Below are 14,409 nucleotides of genomic sequence, written 5' to 3'. Positions count from 1 at the left end.
TGACAGCGCCGGCATGAACCCTCTGGCCGAGGCGCCTGCCATGATCGGCGTTATGGGGATACACATCGCACCGGCCGAAGTGGCGGACTTCCACCAGGTCCTGGCCGACCACCCCCGTTACTGGGGCGAACGCGACCTTCGGTCGCTGCACCTTCTGGCACTGGTGCAGGAGTTCGGCCCCACCTGCCTGGTCGCCCGGGCGGAGGACGGAATCCGTGGGTACGTCTTCGGGTTCGTCACCCCTGACCGCACCGGCTATGCGCATCTGATCGCCACGCGGGACGACACCCGGGGCACGGGTCTCGGGCGTCGTCTGTACACGGCCTTCGCCGAAGCCGCGGAACGTCACGGCGCACGGCGGTTGAAGGCGATCACCTCGGTCGAGAACACCGGCTCGATCGCCTTCCACCGCAGCCTCGGCTTCGACGCGAAGGTCGTCGACGACTACAACGGCCCGGGCCGGCCCATGGCCGTCTTCCACCGGGATCTGCCGCTCGACGTCCCGCGCCCACACCCGCGTTAGCCGGGTGTTAGCGGAGCGGCAGGCTTGCGATAGGGGCCCCGAGCAGAGTGGGTGACGTACCGAGAGGGAAACGACACCGACTACCCCGGGGGGACCCGAAATGAACTCCAACACCACTGCCCGCACCGCTCGTCGCCGCACCCTGCGCCTTGCCGCCGCGGCCCTGGTCGCCGCCGCCGGCCTGACCCTGACCGCCTGCTCCGGCTCGGGCGGCACCGACCCGAAGCCCGCGTCCGCCGCGCAGGGCGCCGACGTCAAGGTCGAGGCCAAGGCGGGCACGGCGAGCAAGGCAGGGTCCCTGGTCCGCACCCAGAACCTGGCGGACGGCATCAGCAAGGCCAAGATCTACAAGGTGGCCGATCAGCACTACCGCGCCGAGATCGTCGCCCGCGGTGAGGTCCTGGCCACGCTGGAGGCGAAGGACACCGAGGCCGGGCTCGACGCCAACGACATGTTCGTCGTGCTCTCGCCGGACGGCCAGGTCCACTCCTGGATGGGCGGCGGGCACCAGGGACCGGGCACGTTCAAGCTCGCGGGCGGTTGGACGGTGAAGGTGAAGAAGGTCGGCGAGCTGCGTTACCGCGCGCAGTTCCTCAACGACGAGGGCGAGGATTACGGCACGCTGGAGGCGAACCAGCGCGACGCCGGGCTCAACGCCAACGGCGTGTACGTCGTGCTCAGCGCCGGCGGCGTGATCAGCGCCCACGAATAAGCCCCGCGCCGGGAATCGGTGGGCCTTGAGGGGTTGACGCATACCCGCCCGGGAGATTGAGTGATCGCGACCACCTTTTGATCACTCGCGCAGTGGTCCACAACCGCCATCGGGGGAATCGATGCGCACTCTCATAACGGCCGGCGGCATGCTCGCGGCCGCCGGTCTCACTCTCGGCCTGATGTCCGCACCGGCATTCGCGGCGTCCGACTCGGCAGCACAGGGGAAGCCGCCGAAGTCGGGCAAGGACAGCATCCAGTGCAATGAGAACAAGTCCCGGGTCAACTTCTCATGGAAGACCGGCTACTCAAGCACCAAGATTTACTACAACAACCACTGCCTGGGCGGCACGAAGATCAAGGCGGCCTTCAAGTTCTGGAACGACGGGTCGACGCCGTTCTACAAGTGCGTCACCTTCGAGGGAATGACCAAGGGCACGTACAAGTTCGCCCACATCAACGAGATCATGGACGTCAACAAGGACACCAAGAAGTGTAAGCAGAACTAGACGTCCACGAAGCTCCTGGGGTTTGGCCCCACCGCACAAGCGGTGGGGCCAGGCCCTTTTTGTCGTGGCGGGACATCCTTGAGGACATCCTCGAGGGACATCCCCTCACCTCAAGCCCGCCCCACGGCCCACGGCTTGGGAGCCACAGGCCCTCGGCCCGCGCGGGCCGCGGAACGCCCGGCGCGGGAGCGTCCCCGCCTTCGCGTCACCTGGGACAGCGGACCCCGCCCGCACCGCTCCGATAGCATGGCCAACTCACGACGAGCGCCCCGATCACCCGCCCTACCCCGAAAAACCCTGCTATCCGGCGCGAAGAGTGACCTATTTGACTTACATCTAACAAAGCGGCTGACCAATTGATACCTATAGCATCGCGGGTGTTTTCGCGAATAAGCAGTCGACCACGGACAATATTGTGGGCCGTGGCAGGGGTGGCGACCCTCGGATTCCTCGTCGCGCTGGAGGCCGCCGCGCGCCGCTACGGCCTGCCGGGGCCGATCACCACCCAGGTGCAAGAGGTGGTCATCGCCCCGAAGTCGGGGTTCCTGCTGTACGCCGGTATGGCGTTGATGATGGTGGTGCTCACCTGGCGGGAACGGTTCATCGCGCTCGGTGTCGCGCTCGGCATCGACGTCGTCTTCTTTCTGGTGCGGTGGGCGGCCGACATCAAGGTGACCGACGGCCACCCCTTCGGCAACGGCGCGCTGTGGGTGATTCTGGGATATGGGGTCATCGCCGTCGCACGCCGCACCGGCCGGGAACGCGCCCTGCTGCTGAAGGGCGTGGGGCTGGGCCTGCTGCTGGTGGCCGGCCGTAAGACCGGTGATACGTGGCTGCTCATCACGGCGAAAACCCGGCCGGCGGTGCTCGACACGTATCTGGCGACCGCCGATCACGCGCTGGGCAATCCGTCGTGGGTGGCAGGCCAGATTCTCGCGGCCACCGGCCCGATCGGTTCCCATGTGCTCGACTACGTCTACATTCAGCTCCCCGTGGCCGCGGTCGTCATCTCGCTGTACCAAATGCGCAAAGTGGCGGCCGAGCGCGGCTTCCCGGCCCACCATCTGGTGCGGACCTTTCTGGTCATCGGCCTCCTCGGGCCCGCCATTTACATGATTTTCCCGGTGGTCGGGCCGGTCTTCGCCTATGGCGGCGGCGCCTTCGGTACCGGCGGTGAGCATTGGGCGATAGCCAGCCTGTGGCCGCACACGCCACCGCCGATCGCCCCTCCGCACCCGGTGTCCTACGACACGCTCACCCCCCGCAACTGCATGCCCAGCCTGCACACGGCGTGGGCCACCGCCATCTTCATCCACTCGCGCAAGGGCCCGCGCGTTCTGCGATTCGCGGGCACGTTCTGGCTGGTCGCCACGCTCAGCGCGACGCTGGGATTCGGCTACCACTACGGCGTGGATCTCATCGCCGGTGTGGTGTTCGCGCTCACGATCGAGGCAGCGCTGCGTTCGCTGGCACGCGGCTGGGACCGCTCAGGAACGCAGTTGGTCGCCCACGGCACGGCGGTCTTCGCCGCGCTCTTGGTGGCCTATCGCTATCTGCCGCTGGACATGGCCAAGCACCCGTGGCTGTTCGGCCCCCTTCTCCTTCTGGCGATGGGCTCGGTGATCCACGGCTACATGCGGACCACCAAATCATGGGAGCCGATAGCCACCCCCGCGCTGCAACCGGAACCACAGCCCCGGGTCGCCTGACCGCCTCACGCTGCCGCCGCCTGGCGGCAGTCGCGGCACAGGCCGGGCGCGGGGGCCCGGAAGGCGCGGTCGCAGCCGTCGCACTCCTGCAGTGGCACGACCACCGGCCGGGGGTCGGGCGCCGTGCCCGCCGCCGGGCCCGCCACCGGGAGGGGCGGCGGCAGGAGCGTGCTGAGGCGGTGGGCCAGCAGGGCGGTGGGGTGGCGCAGATCGGGCGGCAGGTTCGCGGTCAGGGTGCGGCGTACGGCCTCGGGGGCCGCGCCGCGCTCCAACCAGACGGCCACGGCCGGGGCGAGGCGGCGTACGTCGCGCTCGGGGAGCAGTAACCGGTCGTCGTCGCGCCGGAGGGTGGCGAGGAGGGCGGTCGCGCCGGGGTGCGGCGCGGGGGTGTCGGGCCGAGGGAGCGGCGGCGGAGCGGGCCGCTCCGGTGCGCCGCCGCTGGTCGGCGGGGTCGGGCGCGCGGGTTGCGGCTCCCGTACGGGCCGTACGGGGCACGGCTCGCGCGTACGGCCCGTACGGCGGGCGCGCGTGGCCTCGGGGTCGTTGTACGACACGGTACGGGTGACCATGCGGCCGCCCGGAGTGCGCTCCCGTACGCGCTCGATATACCCGTACGCCTCCAACTCCCGCAGCGCGGCGGCGATCCGGTCCCGGCCCTCCGGGAACCTCTCGGCCAGCGTACGGATGTCCACCGGCGAGCCCTCGGGGAGCGACTGGATGTGCGCGCCGAGTCCGATCGCGGTGAGGGAGAGTTCGCGGTGCTGGGTGAGGTGATTGCCGACGATCGTGTAGCGGTTCGGGTGGCGCTCCCTCACATGAGTGATGCCGCCGGGGGATCGGCGAACCAGGGGAACTACGCGCGCGGGCGCGCTAGGGTGCTGCTCAGCCATCGGGAAGCCTCTGATCTTCCTCGGGTGGTCAGGCCCTCGACACGGGATGCCAGTCCCGGCCGGGGGCCGTCGCATGTCTGGGGTTGTTGTGCCGAGCCTTCCGCGCCAAACCGTCCCCGCGCCAGCCGAGTTGGGCGGAATCACCCGTCCGGGTGACTAGTGCGAGGTTTGGATGGGTTGGGTGGGTTCTTTCCCGCGGTTCTTGGTCTTTGATGGCCCGCCGCACCGACGCGCGCCCCACCGGGTCCAGGGTTCCCGGCCTCCGGTGGACGGGCTCAGGGACGGAGGTCGAGCTCGGCCCAGACCGTCTTGCCGATCAGCTCGACCTGAACACCCCACCGGTCCGCCAACTCCTCCACGAGCAGCAGCCCATGCCCCGATGCGCGCGGCTGCTCACCGCTCTCGGTTTTCGGCCGGACGGCGGGCAGGCGGTCGGCCCGGGGATCCTTCACCTCGATGCGGAGCGTGTCGGAGGTCCTGTTGAGCGACAGCCGGAAGTTCCGCCCCTGCACGCGGCCGTGCAGCGCGGCATTCGCCGCCAGCTCGGCGACGATCAGCGCCGCCTTCTCGTGCGGCATCCCCCAGGAGCGGATGCGCTCGGTCGCGAGCAGCCGGGCGAGGCGGGCGCCCTTGCGGGTGGCGGAGAGCAGCACGGTGTAGTGCGAAGCGGAAGTGCTGGTTCGGGTGATTTGTTGGCTCACGTCACTCAGAGTGGCCACGCTTGCATAGGCTGAAAAGTAGCGACGCCAATACGTGCGGTGACTGTCCGGCTTCGGTCGGGTGCTGTCCGGCCAGTCCGCCCTGACGGCACGAACGGACTCCGGAGGTGGACACGTATGAGCGAGGACCTGGGCCTGGACGAAGACGACAGCGGTGCTGTGCTGCGAGCGGTTGGCCGTCAGATCAAGCTGTGGCGCGAAGCGGCCGGGCTGACGCAGACGGAGTTTGGGGCGCTGATCGGGTACGGGGAGGAACAGGTCTCGGCGGTCGAGCGGGCGAGGCGCATCCCCAAGCCGGAGTTCCTGGACAAGGCGGATGAGGTCTTGGGCGCGGGCGGCAAGATCGCCGAGATGAAGAAGGACGTCGCCGAGGCCAGGTATCCGAAGAAGGTACGGGACCTGAAGAAGCTGGAGGACGATGCGGTCGAGCTGTGCGCGTACAACAACTCGGTGATTCAAGGTCTGCTCCAGACCGAGGAGTACTCGCACGCCGTGTTCAGCGGCCGACGTCCCGCGTTCACCGAGGAAGAAGTGGAACGGCGGATGGCCGGACGCATGGCCCGCCAAGAACTCCTCCGTGCCACGAGGGCACGGCCGCTCTTCAACTTTGTGCAGTGCGAGTCGACGCTGCGCCTCGGGATCGGGGGCAGAATGGTCCAGCGGAGGCAACTCGAACACCTCTTGGAGATCGGCCAGTTGCGCAACGTGGACCTCCAGGTTCTGCCTCAGAATCGTGGAGTGAACTCCGGTCTCGGCGGCCCGTTCCGGCTGCTGAAGCTCAAGGACGGCGCCACGGTCGGGCACGTCGAAGTACAGCTCTTCAGCCGTGTGATCGTCGACCCCAAAGAGGTCCAGATCCTTGAGATGCGCTATGGGATCATCCGGGCGCAGGCTCTCACGCCTCAAGAGTCACTGGCCTTCATCGAAAAAGTGCTGGGAGAGACATGACCCTCAAGCCCTGTGAGTGGATAAAGAGCAGCTACAGCACCGACGACGGACCCGACTGCGTTGAGGTCGCCGCCCACCCCACCGGCACCATCCACATCCGCGACTCCAAGAACCCCGACGGCCCCCAGCTCACAGCCACCGCCGCCGCCTGGGCCGCGTTCGTCGGCTACGCCTCCCGCGCCTGAGGCCACAACCCGGCGGGCCGTCCCCCGGGGCGGCCCGCACGACTGTGCACACAGCGTTGATCAGGGCAGGAAGTTCTTCTGCCACTCCAGCGAGTTCATGCTCAGTGCGGCGTCGGCGAGGGCTTTCGCCGACGACGTCTTGAGCGAGGCGAGGCTGGTGTCGATCCAGTTCTGGGTGAGGCTGTAGCCCTGCTCGCGGTACTCCACCGCCTGGACCAGGCATTCCAGCTTGTCCGCGTCGCGGGCGACGATCGCCTCCGGCGTCTGGCCGGCCTCGTACTCCTCAACAGCGCTCTGCACGCCCTCGCGGACCGCCGGGTGGGCGTTGGCGACCTGGTCGGCGGTCACCTCCTGGTTAGGGGCGGCCCGCAGGTACTTCCGGCCGATGTGCGGGATGTCCCCGACGCGGGTCTCCTGGCTGTCGTGGAACAGGCACATCAGCGCGACCCGTGCTGGGTCGGCGCCTTCCATCATCGCCAGCACCGAGCCGATCACCCCGACTCGGAAAGAGTGTTCGGCGACAGACTCCGGGGCCTTGTTGCCGGTGAACCACCAGCCGGTCCGTGCGACGCGCTTGAGCACGCCCATCTCGGAGATGAAACTCGCGGTGCCCCTGGTGGTGTCGTCGGCCATGCGGTCCTCCAGCATCAGCGGTTGTGATCGAAAACGTAGTGGACGCGGGCGAGTTCGCGCCGCGCTCTCGCCGAGAGCGGCACCTCATCCAGGAGCTGAGAGGTCCGCTCGCGCAGCAGCCCGGCGAGCTGCCCGGACGCTTGCGGCAGCCACGGGAACGCCGTCAGCAGCGCCCATAGCGAGTGCGCGTACAGGTCGACGTACCCGGGTGCCAGGTGCAGCCCGCGGGTCAGCCCACGCAGCAGGGTCACCGGATCCCATCCGGACAGGTCCCGGTCCCGCATGAAGGCGTCGTCCGGCTGCGGCACCGGCAGGGCTCCGAGCCACAGCGCCCAGTAGTTCAAGTTCGCGGCTTCGGCCGTATCGTCGTCGGCCAGAGCGCGGTCGATGAAGTCGAGCAGCGGCTGCGGGTCACCGAGTCGGGCGAGCGCCGTCGCCGTCGAGCGGGCCTCCGCCCAGTGCGGAGACCAGCCGCGCCGGGCGAAGACGTCGCGCCGACGGTGGAGCGTGTGCGCGGTCCACGCGGCCGCGTCCGGCGCCCGGTCGTACGACGCCAGGTACAGCGCCTGGCGATGTAGCAGCGCCCCCGTCTCGCCCTGCCGAGCCGCGTCCTCGGTCGCGCTGCGCAGATGGTCGAAGAACGCCGCCCGGTCCACCAGTGCCAGCCGGGGCGCGGCAACGACTGGCCCCCGCCGGGGCCTGGGTAACCGCCCGGCGAGCGCCGACGGCGCGGTGCCGTCCAGCGCCCAGGCGACCATGTGCGCGGTGTCGCGGGTATGCACCCACCCGGCCAGCGGATGGGGGCCGCCGACGTCTTCGCCGAGCCCGGCCGCGATGATCCGGTCCGCGTCCATCGCCGCGTCCAGCCACTGCACGAGCGTCGCGTCCGCGCCCAGCGCGGGCAGCCGTCGGCACAGCCCCAACAACGCCCCCGCCCGCATGTTCGCCAGCGGCCGCCGCCCGGACTCCCAGCCCTGAAGCGTGTCCACATCCACACCCAGGGCCTCCGCCAGCCCGGCCTGCGTCCGTGGCATCGACTCGCGAGCCAAACGCAGCACGAAGCCGGAGACAACACCTGCTGACGTTCGTCGCGGCCTGCCCATACGGCCTGCCCCCCCCGGTCGCCCTGCGCACCGAAACCCGTACTCACAGTCAGTCCTACCGCATCGGTGACCGCCGTACGGTCGCATTGCGGTCCACATCCGACGAATGAGGGCATCCGGGCCGCCCGTACGCATCCACGCCTACGCCCGCGAGGCCCCCGGGCCAGGTGGGCACCATGCGACAACGAGAGGGACACCATCGTGAGTACCGCAACGGCTGAACTGCGCCGGTTCCTGACGATCACCGGCCAGCGTCTCAAGAACGGGGAGTCCGCGCCGGAGATGTTCTCCCCGGCTGTGGACGCGGCCTGGCACGAGATGCTCGGCACGCCGCAGTACGTGGCCCTCTGCCAGGAGACCATCGGCCAGCCGATCAGCCACGTCGCCAACAACGGCCACGGCCCGATCGCCTGGGTGGCCGCCTACGAGGAGGCGTACGGACCGCTGCCGCAGATCTGGTTCACCGACACCGACGGCAGGGTGGACGAGGAGGCCATCGCCCGCTACCGCGCCACCGGCACCGTGGTGGCCGAGTGGGACTGCACCCCAACCGGCGGAGACGGCGACGACGACTTCGCGCCCCAACAGCTGAAGACCGGCCGCCAGTGACCACCCCACACACCACGGCAGCGTCCCGGCCCACCGCCGGGGCGCTTCGCCTCGTTGAGGCCAGCGCCATCCGGCCGACGGCCGTGGACATCAGCGACTACATGCAGCAGATGACCGCGCACTGCCCTCACCTTGCCCCGTCACTCCGCCAGAACATGACGACCTGGACGGTTTACCGCGCCGAGGGCGACGCCGAAGCGGTGGAGGCGGAACTCTTCCACGCAGGTGTCCAGGCCGCGGAGTGGCTGCGACCCTTGCTGAACCGGCCACATGGTTTCCTGCGATGCGAGAACATCGTCCTTCTGGGCGAGATTCCCGGCGCCAGGCACCGCGAGTTGATGGCATGGCCGCACTGGGCCCTGAAGAACCTGTACGGACCGGTCGGGGTCATGTTCGGCAAGTTCCACGCAGGAGAAGAGGAAGCCACCGAGACCGGCGCCCGAATCCCTGCCGCCCCCGCCTCGTTCCTCCCTGTGAGGGCCGCCATCCGTCGCCGCGATCCGCACTTCCTGCGGGCGACCCCAGAGTTGGCCGCTGCGCTCGCCGCGGCCAAGGACGACGGCCGCGACGTGTTCGAGCACATTCCCCCGCAGTGGAAGGAGATTCGCACATGGGCCGGACGCCTTCTCCCCCCGGCGAAGCCATCGACCTCCTCACCGCACAAATCGGTGAGCCCACCTCGACGCGGTTGATGAGCGACCGGCGCGGCTCGCGGGCCTGGAAAATCCAAGGGCCCCTGGGCGCAGTCGCGCTGAAGGCCAACAGCCCCGACAGCGACGACGCCCGCGACAAGGCCGCAGAGATGGCCCAGGAAGACGACCACCTGCTCCGACTCACCGAGGCGGGCGCCCTGAACCCCGGCTACAGAGTCGATGCCGGGGAATGGCAGGGCGGCCGGTGGCTCGCCGTGCGCTGGGTCGACGGCACGCCGCTGTGGCGGGCCCTGGCCCTCGCCCGAGGACCCGAAGAAGACCGCGCTTCGGCACGCCCCTGGCTCCTGGGGATCGCCCGCACCTGGGCGGAGCATCTCGCTCGGATGCACGGCGCCGACTGGGCCCACGCCGACGTCCAGCCCACCAACACCCTCGTGACGCGAAACGGCCGCGCGGCAGTCATCGACTACGCCCTCGCATGCGGCCCGCACAACGGCCCCCGCATCCCGTATCGCGGCGCGCTCACCCACACCACCGCCCCCGAGATCGCCACCGCGATCCTCGGCACCCCCTCGGACACCCACATCCAGGCGCAGTCGACCGCCGACATCTGGAGCCTGGGCGCCTCCCTGTTCTGGTGCTGGACCGGCCGCCGCCCCGTCGACTACGACGATGGCATCGACCGGCTGGAGAAGCTGCGTGCCATCGCCAAGGGCAGCACCACGGCAATCAGCGACGTCCGGCCGTGGCCGTTCCCCGTCCTCGAAGAAGCCATCACCGCCTGCCTGTCCGCGGACCCCGCGGACAGGCCCACCGCCGAGGAGCTGGCCGCCACATGGTGACCCTGCGAGCCCTGACCCCCGATGATGCCCCGGCCCTCCAGCGCATCTACAGCGGCGCCTCGGTCCGCTACACGACCGGCAGGGCATTCACGCTCCGAGAGGCGCAAGACAAGATTCGTGCGGCCCTCGCAAGAGCGGCCGAGAAGCCCCGACGACAATGGACGTGGGGGATCGTCGTCGAAGGCGAGCTGATCGGCCGGATCGCCCTGCGCCGAAGGACCCCGGCCATGGCCAGCCTCAGTTACATCCTCCGCGAGGACACCTGGGGCAACGGCTACACCACCGAAGCCGCGAAGCGCGTTGTCCAATTCGCCTTCACCACCGCCGACCTGGACTTCTTGGAGGCCGCGCATCACCCCGCCAACCTGGCCTCCGGTTGCGTCCTGGCGAAGATCGGGTTCACCCGCACCGGCACATCCGATCGGCGCATCGGGGACGGAACCACCGTGCCGTTCCCGGTGTACGCGTTGAACCACCCGTGCGCCGACCCTTGCGGTACTGGAAAAGATTGGGGATAGCCCGGCGCACCTACAAGGTCGGCCGCGAGCTGTTCGCGGCAACCAGCGAACTGATGCACCTGGTCGACTGGAAAGCCGGATTTGGTCGCAGGCACTGCCCGCCTGATCATTGGCCGAAACTTTGGCGACAACAGCGCGGGTGTCACGGGCGCGGGGCCGCGGACGGGCGCGGGTGCTAGCTTGCTTGCCCGTGATGGGGCACCAGGACGAGACCAGGGCGGCCTACGACGGGGTCGTCGAGCTGTACGCGTCGCTGTTCGCTGATCGGCTGGAGACGCATCCGTTCTCGCGGAACATGATCGGCACCTTCGCCGAGCTGGTGCGCGGCACGGGGAACCCGCGGGCAGCCGATGTGGGGTGCGGGCCTGGGCATTTGACGGCCATGCTGCACGAACTGGGGCTGGACGCCTTCGGGCTCGACCTCTCCCCGGCCATGATCGACCACGCCCGGCGGGCCCATCCGGCGCTGCGCTTCGACGAGGCGCGGATGGAGGCCCTGCCGGTCGAGGACCGTGCGCTCGGTGGCGTGCTGGCCCACTACTCGATGATCCATACCCCGCCCGGGGAATTGCCCGCGCTGCTCGCCGAGCAGGTACGTGTCCTGGCGCCGGGGGGCCTGCTCCTGGTCTCGTTCTTCGGGACCGACGGGCCGGAGCCGGTCCGCTTCGACCACAAGGTGACGCCCGCGTACAGCTGGCCGGCGGACCGGTTCGCCGAGTTGCTGACCGGGGCCGGGCTCGTCCCGTTCGCCCGGCTGCTCCACGATCCGGCCTCCGAGCGGGGCTTCCTCGACGTCCACGTGCTGGCGCGCCGTCCCTGAAGCGTCAGGGACGTCGGGCGAGGAGCGCGCGGAGGGCCTTCGTGACGTCGGCGGGCGCCTCCTCGGCCATGAAGTGGCCGTACGAGACGGTCCTGTGGTGCAGATCGGGTGCCCAGGCGCGCCACAGCGCCTCCGCGTCGAAGCCGAGGGCGGCGCCCCAGTCCTGCTGGAGGACGGTGACCGGCATCCGCAGCCGGTGGCCCGCGTCGCGGTCGGCCTGGTCGTGGGCGACGTCGATACCGGCGGAGGCCCGGTAGTCGGCGACGATCGAGGGGACGGCGGCGCGGCAGGCGTCCAGGTACGCGGTGCGGACGGCGGCGGGGATCGCGGCCGGGTCCGTGCCCCAGAGGTCGAGGAAGTGGCCGAAGAAGTCGTCCGGGGCGGCGGCGATCAACCGCTCCGGCAGGCCCGGGGGCTGCGCCATCAGATAGAGGTGGAAGCCGACGGCCGCGGTGGTGCCGTGCATCGCCTGCCACATGTCGAGCGTGGGCAGCACGTCGAGGGCGGCGAGGTGGGTGACGGTGTCCGGGTGGTCGAGCCCGGCGCGGAAGGCGACCAGGGCGCCGCGGTCGTGCCCGGCCAGGGCGAACCGGTCGTGGCCGAGGGCGCGGGCCAGGGCCACGATGTCGGCGGCCATGGTGCGCTTGGCGTACGTGGTGGGGTGGGCCTCGGCCGGTTTGTCGCTCGCGCCGTAGCCGCGCAGGTCGGGGCAGATGACGGTGTGGTCGGCGGCCAGGTCGGCCGCGACGTGCCGCCACATCAGGTGGGTCTGCGGGAAGCCGTGCAGCAGGACGATCGGGCTGCCGGTGCCGCCGACGGCCACGTGGAGGGCGGTGCCGTCGTCGGCGACGGGGACGCGGTGGTGGGCGAAGCCGGGGATCTCTGGCATGGGGGGCCGCTCTCATTCGGTGATCCGTCCGCCGGATCTTCCGGTGGACAGGTCGAGGCTGCCGCGCCCCAATCAGCAGCCGGTCAGCAGCCGGTCGGCGCGTGCGCCCCACCGGGGCCCGGCTACGGTGATCTGGTGGCGTGGGAACGGGTCGCGTTCGGGGTGCTCGGGCCGGTGGTGGCCGAGGGCGACGGCGGCGCGCTCGCGTTGAAGGGGCCCCGGCACCGGGCGGTGCTGGCGCGGCTGATCGTGGCCCGCCGCCGGGTCGTACCGGTGGCGCGGCTCGTCGAGGACTTGTGGGACGAGCCCCCGGCGGGGGCCGTCGGTGCCGTACAGACCTTCGTCGGCGCCCTGCGCCGCGCCCTGGAACCGGACCGTCCGCCGCGCGCCCCGTCCCGGCTGCTGGTCACCGAGGGGCCCGGGTACGCGCTGCGGGCGGCGCCCGACGCCGTGGACGCGTGGCGCTTCGAGACCGCCGTCGGCGCGGCCGCGACCCTGCCGCCCGAGGCGGCGCTGCGACGGCTCGGGGACGCGCTGGAGCTGTGGCGCGGTCCGGCGTACGCCGGGTTCGAGGGGGAGGCGTGGACGCGTGGCGAACGCACCCGCCTGGCCGAGCTGCGGCTCCGGGCCGTCGAGCGGCGCGCCGAGGCCCTGCTCGCGCTGGGCCGCGCCGCCGAGGCGGTGCCCGACCTCGACGCCCATCTGACCGATCACCCCTGGCGCGAGGACGCCTGGCGTCTGCTGGCCCTCGCGCTGTACCGCTCGGGCCGCCAGGGGGACGCGCTGGCCGTCCTGCGCCGGGCCCGCACCACGCTGGTCGGCCAGCTGGGCCTGGACCCGGGCCCCCGCCTCCGCCGCCTCCAGGCGGACATCCTGGCCCAGGACCCCGGGCTGGAGGCGGGACCCGGGCCGGCGGAGGCGGCGGCCGTCGCCGCTCGCGTGTGGTCGGAGGCGGCCGCGGACTACGACCGTACGGTCGGCGGCGCGGCGCGGGCCCGGCTGGAGGCCACGGTGGGGCTGATCCGGAACCTCGCGGTGACCGGGGGCGGCGGCCTGGAGGCGGCCCGCCAACACCGGTCGGCGGCCATCGCCGCCGCCGAGGAGTGCGGCGATCCGGAGCTGACGGCGCGAGTGATCGGCGCCTACGACGTCCCCGCGATCTGGCCCCGGGGGGACGATCCGGAGCTGGCGGGGCGGATCGTCGCCGCGGCCGAACGCACCCTGGCCGCGCTGCCCCCGGGGCGCGACGCGGCACGCTGCCGTCTGCTGGCCACCATCGCGCTGGAGATGCGCGGCACCCGCTCCCCGCGCGGGCCCGAGGCGGCGCGCGAGGCCGAGGAGATCGCCCGGCGGCTGGACGATCCGGCGCTGCTGGTCTTCGCGCTGAACGGCGCGTTCATGCAGTCCTGCACCCGGGCCGGGCTCGCGCCGCGGCGGGACGCGATCGGCGCGGAGCTGATCGCGGTGGCCGCCCGGCACGGGCTGGTGACGTACGAGGTGCTGGGCCACCTGGTCCGGCTCCAGGCGCGCGGCGCGCTCGGCGACTTCCCGGCCGCGGACGGGCACGCCGCCGCCGCGGACCGGCTGGCCGCGCGCCATGAGCTGCCGCTGGTGGGCGTGTTCACCGAGTGGTACGGGGCGCTGCGGCTCGCCACCGCCGGGCGCGCGGCGCGGGCCGAGGCCGCGTACCGGGCGGCGGCCGGGCGGCTGGAGGGGGCCGGGATGCCGGGCGTGGAGCGGGGGCTGCTGCCGCTGGCGCTGCTGTGCCTGCGGCTGTCGCGCGGGGAGTCCGCGCGGGAGGCGGCCCGGGGTGTCGACCCGGGCGCGGACTGGGGCCCGTACCGCCCCTGGGCCGAGCCGTTCGCGCTGCTCGGCGGGGGTGACGCCGCCGGGGCGCGGGCGGCGCTGCGCGCCCTGCCGGAGCCGCCGGCGGATCTGCTGTACGAGGCGCTGTGCTGCCTGGAGGCGGCGGTCGCCCGTGACGTCGGCGACCGGGACGTCCTGGAGCGGGCCCACGCCCGCCTGCTCCCGGCGGCGGGCCAGCTCGCGGGCGCGGGCAGCGGCCTGCTCACGGCCGGTCCGGTGGACGGCTGGCTGGCCGCGATCACGGCGGCGGCGGGCGCGGCACGGCCGGCGGGGTGAGGGCGC

At 71.4% G+C, this 14,409-nt stretch carries 17 protein-coding genes; 12 read left to right on the top strand and 5 right to left on the bottom strand.

The window, feature by feature from the left end; all coding sequences use genetic code 11:
* Positions 1-40: 40 nt before the first annotated feature.
* The 4 genes from ABZ562_RS09195 (at position 41) to ABZ562_RS09180 (ending at position 3,452) form a co-directional block, all read left to right on the top strand.
* Positions 41-523, top strand: coding sequence for a GNAT family N-acetyltransferase (locus ABZ562_RS09195; RefSeq protein ID WP_361476021.1), 483 nt, complete (start codon positions 41-43; stop codon positions 521-523).
* A gap of 100 nt (positions 524-623) precedes the next feature.
* Entirely contained in the window at positions 624-1,235 is a 612-nt protein-coding gene (locus ABZ562_RS09190; protein ID WP_361475840.1) for a hypothetical protein, read from the top strand.
* 121 nt (positions 1,236-1,356) lie between these two features.
* Complete coding sequence (locus tag ABZ562_RS09185; protein WP_361475838.1) at positions 1,357-1,743, top strand: hypothetical protein; 387 nt, start codon at positions 1,357-1,359, stop codon at positions 1,741-1,743.
* A 410-nt stretch (positions 1,744-2,153) separates the two neighbouring features.
* A complete protein-coding gene (locus tag ABZ562_RS09180; protein ID WP_361476019.1) occupies positions 2,154-3,452 on the top strand; it encodes a phosphatase PAP2 family protein in 1,299 nt (432 codons plus the stop codon).
* 5 nt (positions 3,453-3,457) lie between these two features.
* Here the strand turns inward: ABZ562_RS09180 and ABZ562_RS09175 are convergent, their stop codons facing one another.
* Both ABZ562_RS09175 and ABZ562_RS09170 read right to left on the bottom strand, forming a co-directional pair.
* Complete coding sequence (locus tag ABZ562_RS09175) at positions 3,458-4,267, bottom strand: helix-turn-helix domain-containing protein (RefSeq protein WP_361475836.1); 810 nt, start codon at positions 4,265-4,267, stop codon at positions 3,458-3,460.
* 350 nt (positions 4,268-4,617) lie between these two features.
* Positions 4,618-5,043, bottom strand: coding sequence for an ATP-binding protein (locus ABZ562_RS09170; RefSeq protein WP_361475834.1), 426 nt, complete (start codon positions 5,041-5,043; stop codon positions 4,618-4,620).
* A gap of 135 nt (positions 5,044-5,178) precedes the next feature.
* On the opposite strand from ABZ562_RS09170, the gene ABZ562_RS09165 reads away from it, so the two are divergent.
* Both ABZ562_RS09165 and ABZ562_RS09160 read left to right on the top strand, forming a co-directional pair.
* Positions 5,179-6,009: a helix-turn-helix transcriptional regulator gene (locus ABZ562_RS09165; RefSeq protein WP_361475832.1), complete on the top strand. Its 831-nt coding sequence runs from the start codon at positions 5,179-5,181 to the stop codon at positions 6,007-6,009.
* Complete coding sequence (locus tag ABZ562_RS09160) at positions 6,006-6,194, top strand: DUF397 domain-containing protein (protein WP_361475830.1); 189 nt, start codon at positions 6,006-6,008, stop codon at positions 6,192-6,194. Before ABZ562_RS09165 ends, ABZ562_RS09160 begins: the two co-directional genes overlap by 4 nt.
* A gap of 60 nt (positions 6,195-6,254) precedes the next feature.
* Here ABZ562_RS09160 and ABZ562_RS09155 read toward each other — a convergent pair whose 3' ends face one another.
* The gene (locus tag ABZ562_RS09155) at positions 6,255-6,827 is read right to left on the bottom strand and encodes an HD domain-containing protein (RefSeq protein WP_361475828.1); all 573 of its coding nucleotides are present in this window, start codon (positions 6,825-6,827) and stop codon (positions 6,255-6,257) included.
* Between the two features lie 14 nt (positions 6,828-6,841).
* Positions 6,842-7,861, bottom strand: a complete 1,020-nt coding sequence (locus ABZ562_RS09150) for an XRE family transcriptional regulator (protein WP_361475826.1) — start codon at positions 7,859-7,861, stop codon at positions 6,842-6,844.
* 270 nt (positions 7,862-8,131) lie between these two features.
* Between ABZ562_RS09150 and ABZ562_RS09145 the strand changes: the two genes are divergently transcribed.
* The 5 genes from ABZ562_RS09145 to ABZ562_RS09125 all read left to right on the top strand — a co-directional run bounded on the left by ABZ562_RS09145 (position 8,132) and on the right by ABZ562_RS09125 (position 11,372).
* Positions 8,132-8,539, top strand: a complete 408-nt coding sequence (locus tag ABZ562_RS09145; protein WP_361475824.1) for a hypothetical protein — start codon at positions 8,132-8,134, stop codon at positions 8,537-8,539.
* Positions 8,536-9,231 (top strand): DUF6875 domain-containing protein, encoded by a 696-nt coding sequence (locus ABZ562_RS09140; RefSeq protein ID WP_361475822.1) that lies wholly within the window; start codon positions 8,536-8,538, stop codon positions 9,229-9,231. Before ABZ562_RS09145 ends, ABZ562_RS09140 begins: the two co-directional genes overlap by 4 nt.
* Positions 9,150-10,034, top strand: a complete 885-nt coding sequence (locus ABZ562_RS09135) for a protein kinase (RefSeq protein ID WP_361475820.1) — start codon at positions 9,150-9,152, stop codon at positions 10,032-10,034. The genes ABZ562_RS09140 and ABZ562_RS09135 overlap by 82 nt, the downstream gene beginning before the upstream one ends.
* A complete protein-coding gene (locus ABZ562_RS09130; protein WP_361475818.1) occupies positions 10,028-10,552 on the top strand; it encodes a GNAT family N-acetyltransferase in 525 nt (174 codons plus the stop codon). Before ABZ562_RS09135 ends, ABZ562_RS09130 begins: the two co-directional genes overlap by 7 nt.
* 190 nt (positions 10,553-10,742) lie before the next feature.
* Positions 10,743-11,372: a class I SAM-dependent methyltransferase gene (locus ABZ562_RS09125; RefSeq protein ID WP_361475816.1), complete on the top strand. Its 630-nt coding sequence runs from the start codon at positions 10,743-10,745 to the stop codon at positions 11,370-11,372.
* Between the two features lie 4 nt (positions 11,373-11,376).
* On the opposite strand, the gene ABZ562_RS09120 is transcribed toward ABZ562_RS09125, so the two are convergent.
* The gene (locus ABZ562_RS09120) at positions 11,377-12,261 is read right to left on the bottom strand and encodes an alpha/beta hydrolase (RefSeq protein WP_361475814.1); all 885 of its coding nucleotides are present in this window, start codon (positions 12,259-12,261) and stop codon (positions 11,377-11,379) included.
* 135 nt (positions 12,262-12,396) lie between these two features.
* On the opposite strand from ABZ562_RS09120, the gene ABZ562_RS09115 reads away from it, so the two are divergent.
* Positions 12,397-14,403, top strand: a complete 2,007-nt coding sequence (locus tag ABZ562_RS09115) for a BTAD domain-containing putative transcriptional regulator (protein ID WP_361475812.1) — start codon at positions 12,397-12,399, stop codon at positions 14,401-14,403.
* Positions 14,404-14,409 lie beyond the last annotated feature (6 nt).

It is taken from the genome of Streptomyces sp. NPDC019937, from assembly GCF_040631655.1.
Taxonomy (GTDB): domain Bacteria; phylum Actinomycetota; class Actinomycetes; order Streptomycetales; family Streptomycetaceae; genus Streptomyces.
The sequence above is the reverse complement of the archived record's forward strand: the minus strand, read 5'-3'. Positions and strand labels throughout refer to the sequence as shown.

Excerpts from the sequence above, each read along its gene's own strand:
- ABZ562_RS09195 (WP_361476021.1), top strand. The coding sequence starts at position 41 with ATGATCGGCGTTATGGGGATACACATCGCACCGGCCGAAGTGGCGGAC.
- ABZ562_RS09190 (WP_361475840.1), top strand. The coding sequence starts at position 624 with ATGAACTCCAACACCACTGCCCGCACCGCTCGTCGCCGCACCCTGCGC.
- ABZ562_RS09185 (WP_361475838.1), top strand. The coding sequence starts at position 1,357 with ATGCGCACTCTCATAACGGCCGGCGGCATGCTCGCGGCCGCCGGTCTC.
- ABZ562_RS09165 (WP_361475832.1), top strand. The coding sequence starts at position 5,179 with ATGAGCGAGGACCTGGGCCTGGACGAAGACGACAGCGGTGCTGTGCTG.
- ABZ562_RS09160 (WP_361475830.1), top strand. The coding sequence starts at position 6,006 with ATGACCCTCAAGCCCTGTGAGTGGATAAAGAGCAGCTACAGCACCGAC.
- ABZ562_RS09155 (WP_361475828.1), bottom strand. The coding sequence starts at position 6,827 with ATGGCCGACGACACCACCAGGGGCACCGCGAGTTTCATCTCCGAGATG.
- ABZ562_RS09150 (WP_361475826.1), bottom strand. The coding sequence starts at position 7,861 with ATGCCACGGACGCAGGCCGGGCTGGCGGAGGCCCTGGGTGTGGATGTG.
- ABZ562_RS09135 (WP_361475820.1), top strand. The coding sequence starts at position 9,150 with ATGGGCCGGACGCCTTCTCCCCCCGGCGAAGCCATCGACCTCCTCACC.
- ABZ562_RS09130 (WP_361475818.1), top strand. The coding sequence starts at position 10,028 with ATGGTGACCCTGCGAGCCCTGACCCCCGATGATGCCCCGGCCCTCCAG.
- ABZ562_RS09120 (WP_361475814.1), bottom strand. The coding sequence starts at position 12,261 with ATGCCAGAGATCCCCGGCTTCGCCCACCACCGCGTCCCCGTCGCCGAC.